Raw genomic sequence first — 15480 nt, 5'->3', positions numbered from 1 at the left:
AATCAATTTGGTATTGTAATGGCTGCTGATTCCCGTACCAATGCAGGAGTAGACTACATCTCTAGCTATAAAAAACTGTTTGACTTGTCTTTACCAGAAGAAAGAGCAATTATTATTTGTACCTCTGGTAATCTTTCCGTATCTCAAGGAGTGTTAACGAGATTAAATCGGGACATTCAAAATCAAGAAGAGAAAAGTTTGCACACTCTAGGCAATATGTACGATGTAGCTCAATATATTGGCAATAAAAGCCGAGAAATTCAAGAATTAGACCGTCAGTGGTTAGAAAAAGACAACATTGATAGTCGTTGCAACTTTTTACTAGCAGGTCAAATTAAAGGGGAAGCACCACAATTATATTTGATTTATCCCCAGGGAAACTTTATTCAAGCCACCCCAGAAACTCCTTTTCTGCAAATTGGTGAAACTAAATACGGAAAACCAATACTAGACCGCACTATAACTTATAATACTCCTCTGGAAGATGTAGCTAAATGTGCTTTACTATCTCTCGATTCGACCATGAAATCTAATATTTCTGTAGGTCCTCCTATTAACTTGGTAATGTATGAAACCGATAGCTTTGATATTAGGCATAAACTAGAATTACGTCTTGGTGCGCCCTATATTGCTAAAATTCGCAAACTGTGGGAACAATCAGTACGTCAAGCTTTTGAAGCAATGCCAGATATTGAGTGGAAACAAGAATCAAGCGAATTAGAAGAAGATGTTTTGATTGACTGAACAACAGTATAGGTAGGCAAGACAAAATTTATTAACTATTTAACTGCGTCCTAATTTTTGCTTGATTTTTCCCAGTAACATTGCTACTTCTGGTAACCGTAGAGGAAGAATGGCGACAAAAAATACTATAACTGCAACTAAAGAAGCTACTACTAATTGAAATAACAATAACAAACCATTATTTCCTAGATACTGTTGCCAAACATAGCTAACACCGTAACTTGCTCCACTGGCTAAGACTGTTGCTATCAATAAACCAAATAATGATTTACTCCATTGTCCTAAAGGTAAACCATTGAGACGTTTATTTAAAAGCCATAAAAAAATCACCATTGAAACAATATTAACCCCAATAGTTGCCATAACTAAACCAGGAGCAGCAAAGGCATTAACCAGTAGAAAATCTAAAATTGCATTGAGAAAAATATTGATGATACTAATCCTAAAAGGAGTTTCTCCATCTCCTAAAGCATAGAAAACTCTGACCAAAACATCTCTAGCTAAATAGAACAACAAACCCAAGCCATAAGCCATTAATAAAGGAGCAACTTGTCTGGCTGCATTATCATCAAATTGCGATCGCTCGTAGACTAATTTGACAATTGGCAACGCTAAAGATATGAAAATTGCCGTTAACGGCAACATAGTTAAAGCGGTTAAAAATAACCCTTGACGAATTCTAACCTTTAATTCTGACCAATTTTCAGGAGCAGCTAACCGAGAAAATACAGGTAAAAATGGGACTAAGATAGTATTAGAAATAATTCCTAAAGGTGTCAGTGCAATAAAATTTCCATAACGCATTGCTGCTGCTGCACCAGGAATAAAAGAAGCAAAAAACAAATCAGTATAAACATTAATTTGTAACATCCCCGAAGATAAAGTAGCTGGTGCCATTACCTTCAAGACATCCATTACCCCAGGAATGCGCCAGTCAAAACGTAAGCGTAACTTTCCCATCCCAGTGCGCCATTGTACGATTAACTGTGCCAGCCACTGTAAAATAGCCCCTGCAAGGGTTGCTCCTGCTAAAGCGATCGCTCCTGTAGTAAGATACTGAGGAGTGTTAATCTTGTCTCCGATTTGCAATAACAGACAGCCCATAATAACCACAATGGTAATGCTAGAAAATAAGGGACTAATACTGGGCAAAAAGTAACTATCCGCAGCGTTTAGCGTTCCAAAGCCAATACCAATCAATCCTGCTAACATAGCCACAGGGGACATAATTTGCAACTGTAAAATAGCAATTTGTCTGACTTCCGTATCTAAACCTGGTGCGAGAAGATCGATAAAAGTACCAGCAAACACTACTAATACAACCGTAACCACTAACAAAATTACCGTTACTAGGGTTGTTACCGTCTCGACAATAGGTGCAGCTTCCGACTTATCTCTCTTCGCTAAAACACTAATTAAGGCACTGTGAAAAGGACCATTAATACCGCCAAGCAAAATTAATAAAAAGCCTGGAATTACGTAAGCATAGGCATAGGCATTAACTACAGTACCCACACCAAAAGCAGCAGCAATAATTTGTTCTCTGACTAAACCAAACAGTTTACTAACCAGAGTTGCCACCGCAACTATACCAGCTATATTAGCTAAAGAGCGAGATGATTTGTTGTTAACAGACACAAGAACAATAAATACATTGATCGAAGTCATACTAGCAGAACTGCGATCGATATTGCTCATTTATTATTTACTTCATACTTCAAATTAGTAGTATCTGTGAGTCAAGTACCGCAAATTGTTATTTTATCTTGGGCAATTTTTTAAAGTAATGCTAAAACAAGTATTGAAAAATAAAAAATAACAAAAATGAATCAAGTTTTAGAAACAGTTACTAATAGTTTACAAGAGCTATTAGGCACAGCAATTAAAGCTATTCCCTCATTACTGACCGCTTTGTGCATCTTGTTTTTAACTCGCTATATGGCTCAATTTATGCAAAAAATAGCCGAAGCAGCAGGTAGAAAAACACTGAAAAGTACTTCATTACAAATTTTACTAAAAAAAACTACCCAAGTAGGAGTTTGGACAACAGGTATTTTACTCGCTTGTGTATTTGCTTTTGAAAATTTTAGTATCGGAGATATTATTGCAACTTTAGGTATTGGTTCTGTTGCGATTGGTTTTGCTTTTCAAGATATTTTCAAAAACTTTCTTGCAGGAGTTATTTTGTTGATTGAAGAGCCTTTTAGAATTGGTGATGAAATAATTGTTGATTCTTTTCAAGGTAAGGTCGAACATATCAGCATCCGTACTACTCAGATTAAAACCTATGAAGGAGAAAAAGTTTTAATTCCTAATTCCGCAGTTTTTACCTATGCAGTAAAAGTATTAACCGCTTATTCTTATCGACGTACCGATCTTGCTGTAGGTCTAGATTACAATACTTCTTTACCAGAAGCCAAACATTTATTATTAGAAGCTATTACACAAGTCGAAGGAGTCGTTGCTGAACCAACACCAATAATTGATGTTGTTAATTTCAGTGACAGTGCGATTGATTTCAAAATTCGTTATTGGACATTACCCGAACAAAAAGAAGTCAATCAGATTAAAACTACAGCAATAATAGCGATTAAAAAAGCTTGTGATGCAGCAGCAATTAATATACCTTATCCTATTCGGACTGTATATCACTATGACCAAGATAAATATAATGATTATCAGGATAAGGAACTTAACTAAATCCCGTCTAGTTTGAGAAGTGAAGTTATAGGATAGGTAATAGTTGACTAATTCCTAATCCCTATCTAATCCCTGGAACAATTATCTTAAAAACTTCAGATTTGTCTTCGTAGCTGTGGTTTAATTGTTCTGATAATAAACTTCTGCTGTTTCATCTACTGAAGAATCTTGTGTTTCTTGCCCAGACGATTTAGTCATTAATTCAACAATAGAAATAGGAAGTACAATCGGCCAGAATAAAGGTGCAACGAATAAAATAAGCCATGATGCTATATGAGTGTTTGGAGTCGATCTATCGGCAATAAATAGTCCTAACCAATAACAAAAGACTATTGCTGATACTGTTAAATACCACATTATCGAATGTCCTCTAATCTAGATAATAACCCAGATTAACCTACGTCAACTCAGAAATTAAACCGCAATTTCCTCAGAATATACCTGAAATTGCTTTCATAGTTTTTACTGAGATCTTAAAAATAAGAACATATCCAAATAAGTATTTATAGCTACAACTATTATTTATTTATTACTAAATAATAACGTGATGTGCAACTTTCTACGAGAGAATAATACTTTCAGAGTATTTTTAGTAAATCTTTATTTCTGAAAGCCAATAAAATCAATGACTTTAAATTAGCTCGCTTGCCATTAGCTATAAGCTATAAGCTTGAATCGCTTGAAACGGATTTAGTATGACCTCCACGCGCGCCCTATTCCACTATGCCAGAAGTGGAGAAGTTAAACCTGGCTTAGAGGAGGGGCTGTCTCTTGGGGATACGCCCCGTCTTGGAGCTTAAAGCTGTTAGCTAGTTAAAAAAGTCGTACACGGGGTAAATAATAACTGTCAAATATTACTTTGGGAAATAATATAGTAATTCCAAAATTAGTATAAATTAATACAGATAACGCTAATTTGCTTTTAAGCTATTGAGAGTCAGTATTTTTAACCATAACTATTTAGTGTTTGATGATGAATACTATTGGGCTTTAATCATTGAGAGCATCGAAAATCGCAGTCATCAGGGGAATTATGCTGTTGAACGTTTGATAAGTAGGTGGGTAGAGCGACGGGTGAGGGAAATTTACCGTGGTAAATAGGGAGATAGGAAATTAGGGGAGTAGGGAGGTAGGGAGATAGGGAAATAATTGTCCCCAAGTCCCCAAGTCCCAACACATTTTTTCGCTCACCCTAGAGCGACTTAACTACTAACCAATAACAAAATTAAATAGTAACTTTATTCTTATTCAAATTGGCAAAGGGAAAAATAAGGGGTTTGGCTTGAATCATTGATAAATTAACGTTTGTACCCACATCTACCGCGTTACTAATGTTGGTTCTTGCATGAAGTCTTTTTCCCGAAGCGGTTTCCAAGCAATAACGATATTCTCTGCCGAGAAATTGTCTTTCTTTAACTACCACAGAAGAATTACAATCAGGAGTTAAGATAATATCTTCTTGGCGTAACATTACTTCTGCTCGATCTATAAGGTTGAGACCGTCTTCTTGTTGAGTTGCTAACAGAGATTTAAGATCGACTTCGCCGATTTCGGTTTTCCACAATTCTCCCTCTCTTTTCGCCGTTAAAAAGTTAGCTTGGGTGACAAATTCTGCAACAAAACGAGAACCTGGTTTTGTGTATATTTCTTCTGGTGTTCCTACCTGTTCTAATTTACCATCGCGCATCACGGCAATTTGATCGGAGATAGCTAAAGCTTCTTCGCGGTCGTGGGTTACAAAGATAGCTGATATTCCTGCTGCTTTCAAAATACGTCTAATTTCTTCTCTGAGGCGATGACGTACTTGAACATCTAAGTTACTTAAAGGCTCGTCTAATAATATTAAAGCAGGTCGTGGGGCTAAGGCTCTAGCTAGTGCAACTCTTTGTTGTTGTCCCCCAGATAGTTCATGAGGATAGCGTTTTTCAAGTCCAGAAAGTCCTACTAGGTTGAGTACTTCTCCGATACGGTACTTAATATCTTTGGAGGAAAGACGACCAAAACTTTTTTTACCTTTTAAACCAAAAGCAATGTTATCCGCTACTGTCAGATGAGGAAATAAAGCATAGTCCTGAAACACCATTCCTGTGTTGCGTTTTTCTGGGGGAGTGTTACAATAGCGATCGCATATCAGTTTTCCTGCTAATTCTACTTCTCCCTGAGAAATCTTTTCAAAACCCGCTACTATCCGCAATAAAGTTGTTTTACCACACCCTGAAGGTCCTAACAGTCCTAATAATTCTCCTTGCTTGAGAGTGAGACTTACTTCATCTACAGCAGGAATTGAAGCAGAAGGATATTTTTTAGTGACTTTTTTTAGTTGTAGGATCGAAGATACTTCCATATAACCAAACAGATGAAATATTGCGCTTTTGATGAGTTTTATTTGAGCTTTTTAAGAATTGTTCTCAACAGCTATCAATTAGCATAGCATCGATCCCCTATTTTTCCTATGAGGAAGATCGCGCATTAGGAATTAGGAATCAGTAGTCAAGATGATTTAGTAATTAGTTTTTATTTAATTTTTAGGCATTGGTGAATTAAGGTATGATTTTGGCAATTGTCGCTTTTCTCTAATTATAAAAAAAGCTTAGAGCCTAGAGCTTAGAGCTTAGAGCTTAGAGCTTAGAGCTTAGAGCTTAGAGCTTAAAGCTACGAATAGTAGCATTATGTACGTCATTACTTAAATCACCAACGCCAATTTTTACTTATTACTTATCTTTCTTTCCTTAAACAAAAAGAGTAAACCTCTGTAGCAGGGTTTTCATAAGCTTGGGTAGGTTTACTTGCAAATCTCGATCTTGTTTAAAGATTAATTCTTTATATCCAGAGACATCAAAGGGTAAGTCTCCTGTTAAATTTTTGCTTTCGCTTCTGAGGAGTAGTATTTGTCCGATGTCTTTGGTTTCTAAAGCATAGCCAATTTCTACACAGACGTTGGAACTGAGAAGCAATTTTTGGTTATTTTCCCCTGAAATTGATGCTATGGGTGTGGTATCGGCAATATATAGCAAGCTTTTGCTTATTTTCTTAAATTGACTATTGCTAAGCCTTAAAGGGGTGTCTTGGGGACGGGGAGATATTTCCAGTTTTAAAGGAATGCGCGATCGCTCGTTGAAAGCTGCTACAGTATTGTTTAAGGTGTCGAGAATACTGTCTTTTACCTCAGCATACTCTGTTTGAGGACTAAAATAGATAATCGGCTCTAGCCCTGATAGGGATTGTTGTTTGGTAAAGTAGATTTCTTGGGAAAGTAGGTCAATGTTGGAGATAATGTAATAACCACTTCCTTCGATGTAAAATTCCACTGCTGAGCCTTCTAAGTAAGCTGCAAACCATTTTGTTGCTTGTACCACGATTCTTTCATCTAGAAAATCCGCACGCATACCTGTTTTGAGGAGGCTGTTGCGATTCAGACGTAAATCACAGGGTTTTTCTAATACTTGTTTAAGAGGTTCGTACTGCTTGATATACCAAGCTCTTAAAGCAATGATAGCCATATCTCCAATGGGCTGACAAAAGTTACCTCCTGTCAGAAGCAATTTAGTGGTAGATATGTATTTTAGCAGTAAGAACTCACATCTTCACCACATTCATCTGCTAAAAAACAAATAGCACGAAAACGTAGGGCAACTACTTCGTTATAGAGAGGATTTAGTTTGCACAAAGGAGGGATACGGAGAAGAGTACGTCCCAAAAAGTTGATTTGGCGTTCAAAGGGACATTGAGTTGGTATAGTACGACACAATTTATGAGCAAAGTGGCGATCGCTCACTTCCAAATTATTTAACCAATTTCTCAAAGGAGAAAGAGGCGCAAATTTAGGTAGAGAATGATGAGTGGGGTGATGAATCCAACTACTGAGAATCAACTGTTTGACTGTGTATTGTTTAGTACTCATAATTAATAAACTCGATTTTGCTTCCTACTTTTAGGGCTGGGGTGAGTAGCTTACTACTTATTTATATGTTTGTAATAAGCCATGAATGCCAGTCCTCAAAGTTTTTCTTATAAAGTTAACTGAACTATAGTCTTAGCTTTGAATTCTTACCGATAGGGTTCAGAAATTTAAGCTATTTACTAATCAATAACCAATTATTGTTTAATATTTGTTGTTCTCAATTAACTGCTTGACACTTTCTATATTGTCCGACTCTTGGGGGGTAAAATACCTGAGCATTTCTACCGAATGTTCGTAAAGTTTCGCTAAAGATTGTTTGAATTTTTGACTAATTCCTTAGTATTTCGTTGCTGTGGACAATGCTAAAATAATTATGCACTTTGCAAGACAAAATTGCGAAAAACTGTAACTTTTTACACTCTTTATTGAGAAAATGATGATTGGAGTTTAATTTTTGTTAGATAAATAACAATAGGTTGTTTTGTTTGGTATTTTGCGCTACCAAGTTCACATTTAGTACTTTGTTTTAATCCAATGGCAACCTTACTTTACTAATAGTTTTAGATGGTTTTTGGAAGCTCCCGCAACACAGTATAACGCTACAAAAAAAAAGTGGCAGGTTTGTTATGTAACAAATACTACAAATTACTGAATTTAATCTTAATTATTTCTGGATGATCGTCTAATGTTAGTTCCAAACGGGGATTTGTATCGCGCCACAACATACCTTGATACTGTCCTTGGGTATCACTAAAAGATAGGGGTTGATTTCCTGATGCAACCAGGATGGTACTATCGATCTGTATTTTTCCTCTATGCCAATCAAGACGCATGGTTTTGTGACTTAGAAGATCGAGAATGGCTAAGTGTTGGGTAGATTCGGCTATGCGTAATAATAAATGATTGAACTGAAACTGCTGAATACCCGAAGCTAAGGTTTTTATTTTGGTATTGGAGGGTAATCCCGTGATAGCAAAAGATAGTTTTGTTGGGGTTAATAGTTTTTGGGAATGGGGAGACAGGGATTTATTGAGGGGAGTGATTGATGCTTTATGAGGTATGGAGTCGGGATTAAGATTCCATTGTTTTGCGTTAGCGGTTAATTTTTGTTGGCTTTTTTGTATTTTAGCTACTTGTACTCCCGCACGAAAGTAGTCTATTTGTTTCTTTTTAGTTACAATCCAGCGATCGCGTGAAAATCGCTGTAACTGTTTGTCAGGGGAGTTAATATATTGTTCGTAAAAAGAGAGCGTGGTTAGAAAAGAGCCTATTTTCTCTAGAGCAATCCCTAAATATTCTACAGTAAGGTATTGTTGCCACTGGGGATTGTTTAAAAGGTATTGTTGAATAAATTTTTGATAGTTGTGGCGTTGCTGTTTTGTTAAATTGTCAGGAGTTAATTGGGAGTTTGCCAAGCCATAGATAAAGTAGCATTGTAGTCTGAGATTATTAAGTTCTTCTTGAGCAAACGTGATTGCTCGCTCCCAATACTGGTGTTTTAGATAATACTTGATAAGTTGTTTAAATTGTTTGAAAGTGGGATCGTGGTGTTTGATTTTTTCCCAACATTGTTGAACTTGCTCTAGTTGATTAAGCTGACAGTAAATAGGTAGAGCATTATGATTTTCTCCAATTGCTTCAAAAGCTAAAGCAACGTACTCTAACCAAGCTGTTTCTGACTTTAATCCTGCTTTAAACCAAAGACGAAGAATAGTTTGGTATTGTTTTCCTTGATATAAGTATTGTAAGCCTTGGGGGAGTTTTGCTATTTTTGCTTTGGCTATATAGTAATGTGTTGATTTAGCTTCGGTGGAGTCGATAACATCATCATCCAGATCTTCCCAATAGCGAATTGCGTGATTGTAATCTCGTCCCAAGTATAAGCAGTGAGCAATTAATTGTTTGATTTTTGTAGTACTTGTTTCTAAATAGTTAATTAAAATATGAGTTATTTTCAACCAATCATCTTGAGCAAGGATAGAAGGATTAGAAAGTAATTTTTGTAGCTGGTTACAATAAGTATCTAAAAATATTTGCCAAGGTTGACTATCTCTCTCGTCAATTAAGTTGTTTTGTTGTAATTCTGTAGTTAAAAAATCTGTAATTTCAATAATATTTGGAGTTGCTAATTTTGCTGTCTCTGGTTGATGCTTCCTACTGACTTGCACCATAAAATTAATTACAGGAGATAGTAATAATAGCTGTGTTAGTTCTTGATTATTCTGATTTTGAGCTTTAATAATCAATTGTTGTAGCTCATTCCATGCCATAGCTTCCCAAAAACAATCCCCAGCCTCTGTTACTTTATTGAGAGTTAAAAATAACTTTCCTGCTGCTAAAAAATTACGTTCTAGCTTTAATTTCCAAGCCAGACAAAAATCAGCTTTTGCTTTATTTTGAGATTTTTGATAGGCTGAGATCGCTCTTTCTAAAAGAAGTTTATTGCTGTTATTAATGCCGTTGGTTTCAAAAGTTAAAGCATCAGATTCCAGATGAGTGTTACTGAGGTCTAAAATAGAATTTCCCAAAGTAATTAGCTCGATATTGGCTTGCCATTGTTGCTTTTTAGTATCATCATCAATTTGAGATAAGAAACGCTCTAAATAGTTGCGATCGCTTGCATAAGACCATAATCTAATTTCTCCATCTAAAGAGTCAATAACAAAGAGTTTTTCTGTTGCTCTCGAAGCAGCTACGTATAGTTTATTTAAAAAGTATTTATCTTCTTCTGTTGTTATATTTTCGCTGCTGTTTAGATTAAGAGTACAAGCTTCTCCAAAGCGATATAAAATCACTTGTTTAAATTCTAAGCCTTTAGCTGAAATGGCACTTAAAATATTCCAAGGAGTTTTGGTCGCTACCTCTGGATATAGAGAACTTAAAAGATTATCTTGAGCAATAAAATCTGTTTCTGCACCTTCATTACAAGGAATTATAATGATTGTATCGCTTAAAGTTTTTTGTAAATCTTCCAGAGTAATATTACTATCAATAATGAATTTTTGCGGAATAAAGTTATTATACTTTTTCGCCTTTTGCGGTTCAATATCATTAAACTCAAATAAAACTTTGCGCCACAGTTGAATTAAATTATTCACCTTAACAATTGCAGCAGCAGAACGATAATTATACTTTAATTGTTGTAGTTCGAGCCTAACCTGAGACTGTTCTGCTAAATTCAAAGGAGTCAATACTTTATCATGGAAAGCAGCTTTAAAACCAGCCCAACGAAAGCCCGTAGGATTAAGGGTTTGTAAAGGATCTCCTGCAAAAGCAAAAGGTAAACTAAAAATAGTTTCTCGCTCTAAATTATATAGAGAAAAAACCGACAATCCCATAATTAACTGTAACTCTAATCGCGTAAAATCTTGAGCTTCATCACAAAAAATTACCGTATATTGGGGTTGATAACAACCTAGATCGAGAATTTTTCTGACTAAATCGCGGTCATCCCAAAGATTATATTCTTGGGTATAGTTATGATACCAATGCCATACTTTATCTCGTATTTCGATAAATTCTTCTACAGTAACAACTTTTTCTTTTTTAGGTATTTGCTGGTATCTCTCAGGGGATTCTAAATAACTATCTTTGCTAATTAATTCATAGCCTTTAATAAAATTTTGAATTACCAACCAGCATTTTTCTGGAGATAAATTGCGATCGCTAAAACTAAATAATTCTCTAAATCGATGAAAAGAAATATGATTTTCATCGGTAAATCTTGCTTTTTCTGACGTAGGTAATAGCTTTAATAAAAAACTACGAAAGGATTTAAAAAATGTCCCTAAATTAGGTATCTTATCTAAATCATCAGTTTCCTCTAAAAAATGATGGTGATGCTTTAATATAGACTGTACTTTTACCTTGGCAAAATCAGACAGATTCGGACTATAGGTAATAAATAAAGGATGGGGTTTCGCTAAAAAATCTTGTTGCGTTTCGCGACACAACTGTAAATGACGATGACAGTAATAAGCAAACAAATAAAATAACATGGTAGACTTACCACTACCAGCCCTGCCATTAAGAAATAATGGTAAAGATGCTTCAGTAGAAACAGAATGTAATAGGTCTTTTTCTTCTGCCGACAATGCTAAATTAACACCATTTCCATCTTGAATTCTCAGCCAAAATTTTTCATCAGAAATTAAATACCAAGGATAAGAACGCTTAGTATAGGTAACCAAATCATCTAACGACAAATTATGGCGTTTTTGCCACCAGCTTAATTCAAGATTATGATTAACTAAAGGTTCAACAATCTGATTAACTGTTTCCCGATCGGGAATTCCCAACAGAGGAGTAATTAAAAGTAAAACCTGCTCTGGAGACTTTTCTTTGGTTATCAAATCGCTATAGATAATATAAAACTCATCTCGTCCATAAAAGCGAATATTAGACCAATTAGTCTCTGTTCCAATAGTATTATTATTACTAATTTTGCTAATTAATTCTTCAATAATTTGTCGATAAACAGAAGCCTGACTACGAACCTTTTCCTGGCTGAAACTGCGACACCAAAGCTCACTTTCATGGATAATAATTCCATAAGAATCAATTTTCCAATCTGGACGTTGTAACCAAATACGCAAGCTATCTTCAAGATTAGCCGATGTAATCTCAGGACGTTTATTTTTTTGTTTAGTTAACCAAATACTCAATTGAGAAATTAAATCATACTCTTGAAATAAACAATCTTGATGTTTAACTTTTACCAAAAAATGCCTATATTCTGGCTCGCCTCTACTGTATAGTTTGAGAAAACAAAGAATAGGTTCTCTTTTGACTTTAATAACTTTAGCAATCAACCTAAAATTACCTTCTTTCCGTTTAAGATAAGAATGTAACCTACCAAATTTGTCTTGAGCCTCTAGAAAATTAATCGTCTCTAACTTAAAGCAGAAATTCTCAACTCTAGACGAGAACTCTCGATATTTTTTTAACTCCTCATTAAAACTATTGGTGCGATAGACGTACATTAATTAGGTTGCGAATTTTTTAGTTGTTGACTTGAATTAAAAACCTTAATCTTGATTTTGGATGTATCAATAAATCAAAAATAGATTAAATATCAAGATCGAGAATAATTAATTTATGTACCTTAATTAAGTAGTAAGCATGAAACTTAATTAAAATACTAATAGAGAAACACTACTTAAAATCTGTCCTCAAAATCAATTCCCAACCTGAGAATCGAAAGTATCAGTTTTTCTCTTAAGGAGAGTATCTAGGACAATAATCAACATTTGTGTTGCTCTAATTACTATCATGCTCGACACCTCGATCTATTAAATTATAGCGATCTCTGATTTAAGCTTCAGATCGCCAATCCAATCAGCCAAAAAATTCGTTACCCTGTATCATGCGAGATGGATATTTCTCAACTGATACTATGATGAGTCACGGGTTTTCCTCAATGTTTGCTAAATTCGGAAAATATATCGGGTTATGCTTGCTGTGTATTGCTTTAACGGTAGGTTGTAACGGGAATCAACCTCAAACTGATAATCCTACTAACCCGAATACCACCACTGATAATAATCGTATTTCTCTTGGGACGACTCTCAAACCCCGTACCCTCGATCCTGCGGATAACTACGAATTAGCAGGGTTAAACATCATTTATAACGTTGGAGAAAGTCTTTATACCTATAAATTAGGTACTACAGAAATTGAGCCATTACTAGCGACAGAAATGCCCAATATTAGCGAAGATGGTTTAACCTATATAATTCCTGTACGCCAGGGAGTTACTTTTCAAGATGGTACTCCTTTTAACGCCGAAGCAATGGCATTTTCTCTGAATCGCTTTATGACCAATGGAGGAAAACCAGCCTTTTTATTAGGAGATGTTGTAAACACAGTAGCAGCTACAGGAGAATACGAATTAACTATAACTTTAAAACAACCCTTTTCCGCATTTCCTGCCTTACTAGCCTTTCCTGGTACTTGTGCGGTTTCTCCTCAAGCTTACAAAATCGGTGCGGGCGAATTTAATCCCAATACATTAATCAGTACAGGTAAATATAAATTAGCACAGTTTGGTAGTGATGCGATCGCTTTAGATGCCAATGAAAACTATTGGGGAGACAAACCAGCCAATGAAGGAATTAACATGCAAATCTATGCGGGTAACTCCGCTAACCTTTATAACAGCTTCCTTACTGGTGCGGTGGATGTAGCTTACCAATCTCTCGATCCCAATCAGATCAAAAGCTTGCTAGATGGAGAAGAAGACAATAAATGGCAGATAATCGAAGCATCAGGCACAAATGTTAGCTTTTTAAGCTTAAATTTGCAGCAAGAACCCCTAAATAAGCCAGAAGTTAGGCAAGCGATCGCAGCTTTAATGGATCGTGCTTTAATTAATCAAAGAGTGTTGCAAGGACAAGGAGAAGCAGTTTATAGTTTAATTCCCACTACTTTCGATGTCTATCAGCCTACTTTTCAAACTGTTTATGGTGATGCCAACACAGCTAAAGCCAAAGAATTACTGACTCAAGCTGGTTATTCTGCTAGTAACCCCGCAGTCATCGAAATTTGGTATCCTTCAGGTTCAATTACTAGGGGTATTGTGGCAGAAACTCTCAAAGCCCTTGCAGAGCAAAAACTCGAAGGCATGATTCAATTTATACCCAGTAGTGTTGAATCGGCATCTTTCTTTGGCAATATCGGAAAAGGTATCTATCAAGCTGCATTAGCAGACTGGTATCCTGATTTTCTCGATGCAGACAACTACATACAACCCTTTATTGGTTGTAGTAAAGGCTCAGAAACCACAGGTTGTGAAGAAGGTGCAGCCCAAAGTAGAGGCTCATTCTACTACAGCAATCAAGTCAATGAATTAATTGAGCAACAACGCCAAGAAACCGAACCCGAAACCCGTAAAGCAATCTTTTCTCAGCTACAAGAAACTTTAGCTGAAGATGTTCCATATATCCCCCTGTGGCAAACCAAAGAATACGCCTTTGCTCAAAATAATGTTGCAGGGGTAACTATCAATCCCAGTCAAAACATCCCCTTTTGGACAATTAACAAGCAATAAATAGCGAAGCTATTTGGGATGTAAATTTTTACCACGCCCAACAAGTCGCACGTTACAGTCGAGCAGGAAGTCGCCTTCCTACCCTCTGCTTCAAAACCGTGCTTGGGTAGAGTCGAGGGAGAGTATTATCTCTCGCCCCTCTCTGTAAAATCTGGACGTACCCGTTTCCGTGTATCCAGCTTCCGAAAACCTGGGTCTTTCCGACTTTTGCTCATGTGGATATAATGATGACAACTACTGTGGATTGCTAGTAGATTGTTAGCTTTCCAATTATTGTGGTTGTTGTCAATGTGATGCAGTTCCACTTTTTCATTATCAAGAAATTTCAGACCGCAATGTCCGCATGAATGACTTTGTTTTCTGAGTGTTCTAGCTGTATATCCGTCATAGAGGATGCTGTTTCTCTTCGACCAGTAGTTGATATCTCCGTCAAAGGGGGATTTATCCCCTTTTACGTTGTTGAAACTGTTCTCTGAGTAACCTACACTGGGGAAGACTATTTTTACCTTTTCTTCTGCTTGGTATCGGTTTATGGTTTTTGTTTTTAGGAACGTTTTAAACGTTCTGTGGGCTAAGTTCCACAGGCTGAACCTCGAACCGTCCATCTTGCAGTACTTGTGATAGTTTCGCCATCCTCTAACAATGGGTGCTAGCTTTGATACTTTTGTTGACGCGCCATAATTAGAGTTGTTGACGATGTGTTTAACTTTAGTTCGGAAAGCTTTGAAGTTTTCCACTGAGGGAGTACTTTTAAACTTACCGTTTGATTTCTGGACGTAAAAGTGCCATCCAAGGAAGTCAAACCCATCTGTCGAGGCGTAATCGTTCATTCCCCCCCCCTAAAAAACCAGAAATCGAAGTCAAATAATTCTCAGAACAGCGAATTGATGTATGCTATGAATTATGGCTGGATTAGATAAAGATGACTTGGCACAGATGAATGAAGACTACTTCAAGTCCCTCAATCAAGAGAGATTGGTTGAAGTTGCCAAAAATTTACATCAATTAGCCACAGATTTATGGGAAAAGCAGCAACAGAGTTCAGAAAATAGCTCTCAGCCTCCATCGAAAGATAGCCCTTATGCTT

10 protein-coding genes and 2 pseudogenes are annotated in these 15480 nt (G+C 36.2%); 5 read left to right on the top strand and 7 right to left on the bottom strand.

Annotated elements, in window-relative coordinates:
* A partial coding sequence (locus H1P_RS21665; protein WP_144871251.1) for a proteasome-type protease occupies positions 1–744 on the top strand: 744 nt, incomplete at its 5' end.
* 39 nt (positions 745–783) lie between these two features.
* Here H1P_RS21665 and murJ read toward each other — a convergent pair.
* Positions 784–2442, bottom strand: a complete 1659-nt coding sequence (murJ, locus tag H1P_RS21660) for a murein biosynthesis integral membrane protein MurJ (protein WP_144871249.1) — start codon at positions 2440–2442, stop codon at positions 784–786.
* A gap of 126 nt (positions 2443–2568) precedes the next feature.
* On the opposite strand from murJ, the gene H1P_RS21655 reads away from it, so the two are divergent.
* A complete protein-coding gene (locus H1P_RS21655; RefSeq protein WP_144871247.1) occupies positions 2569–3444 on the top strand; it encodes a mechanosensitive ion channel family protein in 876 nt (291 codons plus the stop codon).
* 120 nt (positions 3445–3564) lie between these two features.
* Here H1P_RS21655 and H1P_RS21650 read toward each other — a convergent pair whose 3' ends face one another.
* Positions 3565–3801, bottom strand: coding sequence for a hypothetical protein (locus H1P_RS21650; RefSeq protein ID WP_144871245.1), 237 nt, complete (start codon positions 3799–3801; stop codon positions 3565–3567).
* 573 nt (positions 3802–4374) lie between these two features.
* On the opposite strand from H1P_RS21650, the gene H1P_RS36350 reads away from it, so the two are divergent.
* Positions 4375–4545: a hypothetical protein gene (locus tag H1P_RS36350; protein ID WP_186376074.1), complete on the top strand. Its 171-nt coding sequence runs from the start codon at positions 4375–4377 to the stop codon at positions 4543–4545.
* A gap of 124 nt (positions 4546–4669) precedes the next feature.
* Here H1P_RS36350 and H1P_RS21645 read toward each other — a convergent pair whose 3' ends face one another.
* The 4 genes from H1P_RS21645 to H1P_RS21630 form a co-directional block, all read right to left on the bottom strand.
* Positions 4670–5788 carry an ABC transporter ATP-binding protein gene (locus H1P_RS21645; RefSeq protein ID WP_144871243.1) on the bottom strand — a complete coding sequence of 373 codons (1119 nt, stop codon included), beginning with the start codon at positions 5786–5788 and terminating at the stop codon, positions 4670–4672.
* 385 nt (positions 5789–6173) lie between these two features.
* Positions 6174–6944, bottom strand: coding sequence for a hypothetical protein (locus H1P_RS21640; protein WP_144871241.1), 771 nt, complete (start codon positions 6942–6944; stop codon positions 6174–6176).
* A 62-nt stretch (positions 6945–7006) separates the two neighbouring features.
* Positions 7007–7345, bottom strand: coding sequence for a Mo-dependent nitrogenase C-terminal domain-containing protein (locus H1P_RS21635; RefSeq protein WP_144871239.1), 339 nt, complete (start codon positions 7343–7345; stop codon positions 7007–7009).
* A gap of 638 nt (positions 7346–7983) precedes the next feature.
* Entirely contained in the window at positions 7984–12327 is a 4344-nt protein-coding gene (locus tag H1P_RS21630) for a 3'-5' exonuclease (protein WP_144871238.1), read from the bottom strand.
* 437 nt (positions 12328–12764) lie between these two features.
* Between H1P_RS21630 and H1P_RS21625 the strand changes: the two genes are divergently transcribed.
* Positions 12765–14393 (top strand): ABC transporter substrate-binding protein, encoded by a 1629-nt coding sequence (locus tag H1P_RS21625; RefSeq protein WP_246141879.1) that lies wholly within the window; start codon positions 12765–12767, stop codon positions 14391–14393.
* A 125-nt stretch (positions 14394–14518) separates the two neighbouring features.
* Here the strand turns inward: H1P_RS21625 and H1P_RS21620 are convergent.
* A pseudogene (locus tag H1P_RS21620) lies at positions 14519–15211 on the bottom strand (group II intron maturase-specific domain-containing protein); the annotation flags it as partial.
* Positions 15212–15296: 85 nt separating this feature from the next.
* On the opposite strand from H1P_RS21620, the pseudogene H1P_RS21615 reads away from it, so the two are divergent.
* Positions 15297–15480 (top strand): annotated as a pseudogene (locus H1P_RS21615) (IS66 family transposase); the annotation flags it as partial.

It is taken from the genome of Hyella patelloides LEGE 07179 (assembly GCF_900659865.1).
GTDB classification, from domain to species: domain Bacteria; phylum Cyanobacteriota; class Cyanobacteriia; order Cyanobacteriales; family Xenococcaceae; genus Hyella; species Hyella patelloides.
The sequence above is the reverse complement of the archived record's forward strand: the minus strand, read 5'-3'. Positions and strand labels throughout refer to the sequence as shown.

Bases quoted from the DNA above. Each gene is read 5' to 3' on its own strand.
- H1P_RS21640 (WP_144871241.1), bottom strand. From the start codon at position 6,944: ATGGCTATCATTGCTTTAAGAGCTTGGTATATCAAGCAGTACGAACCT.
- H1P_RS21655 (WP_144871247.1), top strand. From the start codon at position 2,569: ATGAATCAAGTTTTAGAAACAGTTACTAATAGTTTACAAGAGCTATTA.
- H1P_RS21625 (WP_246141879.1), top strand. From the start codon at position 12,765: ATGTTTGCTAAATTCGGAAAATATATCGGGTTATGCTTGCTGTGTATT.
- H1P_RS21650 (WP_144871245.1), bottom strand. From the start codon at position 3,801: ATGTGGTATTTAACAGTATCAGCAATAGTCTTTTGTTATTGGTTAGGA.
- H1P_RS21630 (WP_144871238.1), bottom strand. From the start codon at position 12,327: ATGTACGTCTATCGCACCAATAGTTTTAATGAGGAGTTAAAAAAATAT.
- H1P_RS21645 (WP_144871243.1), bottom strand. From the start codon at position 5,788: ATGGAAGTATCTTCGATCCTACAACTAAAAAAAGTCACTAAAAAATAT.
- H1P_RS21635 (WP_144871239.1), bottom strand. From the start codon at position 7,345: ATGAGTACTAAACAATACACAGTCAAACAGTTGATTCTCAGTAGTTGG.
- murJ (WP_144871249.1), bottom strand. From the start codon at position 2,442: ATGAGCAATATCGATCGCAGTTCTGCTAGTATGACTTCGATCAATGTA.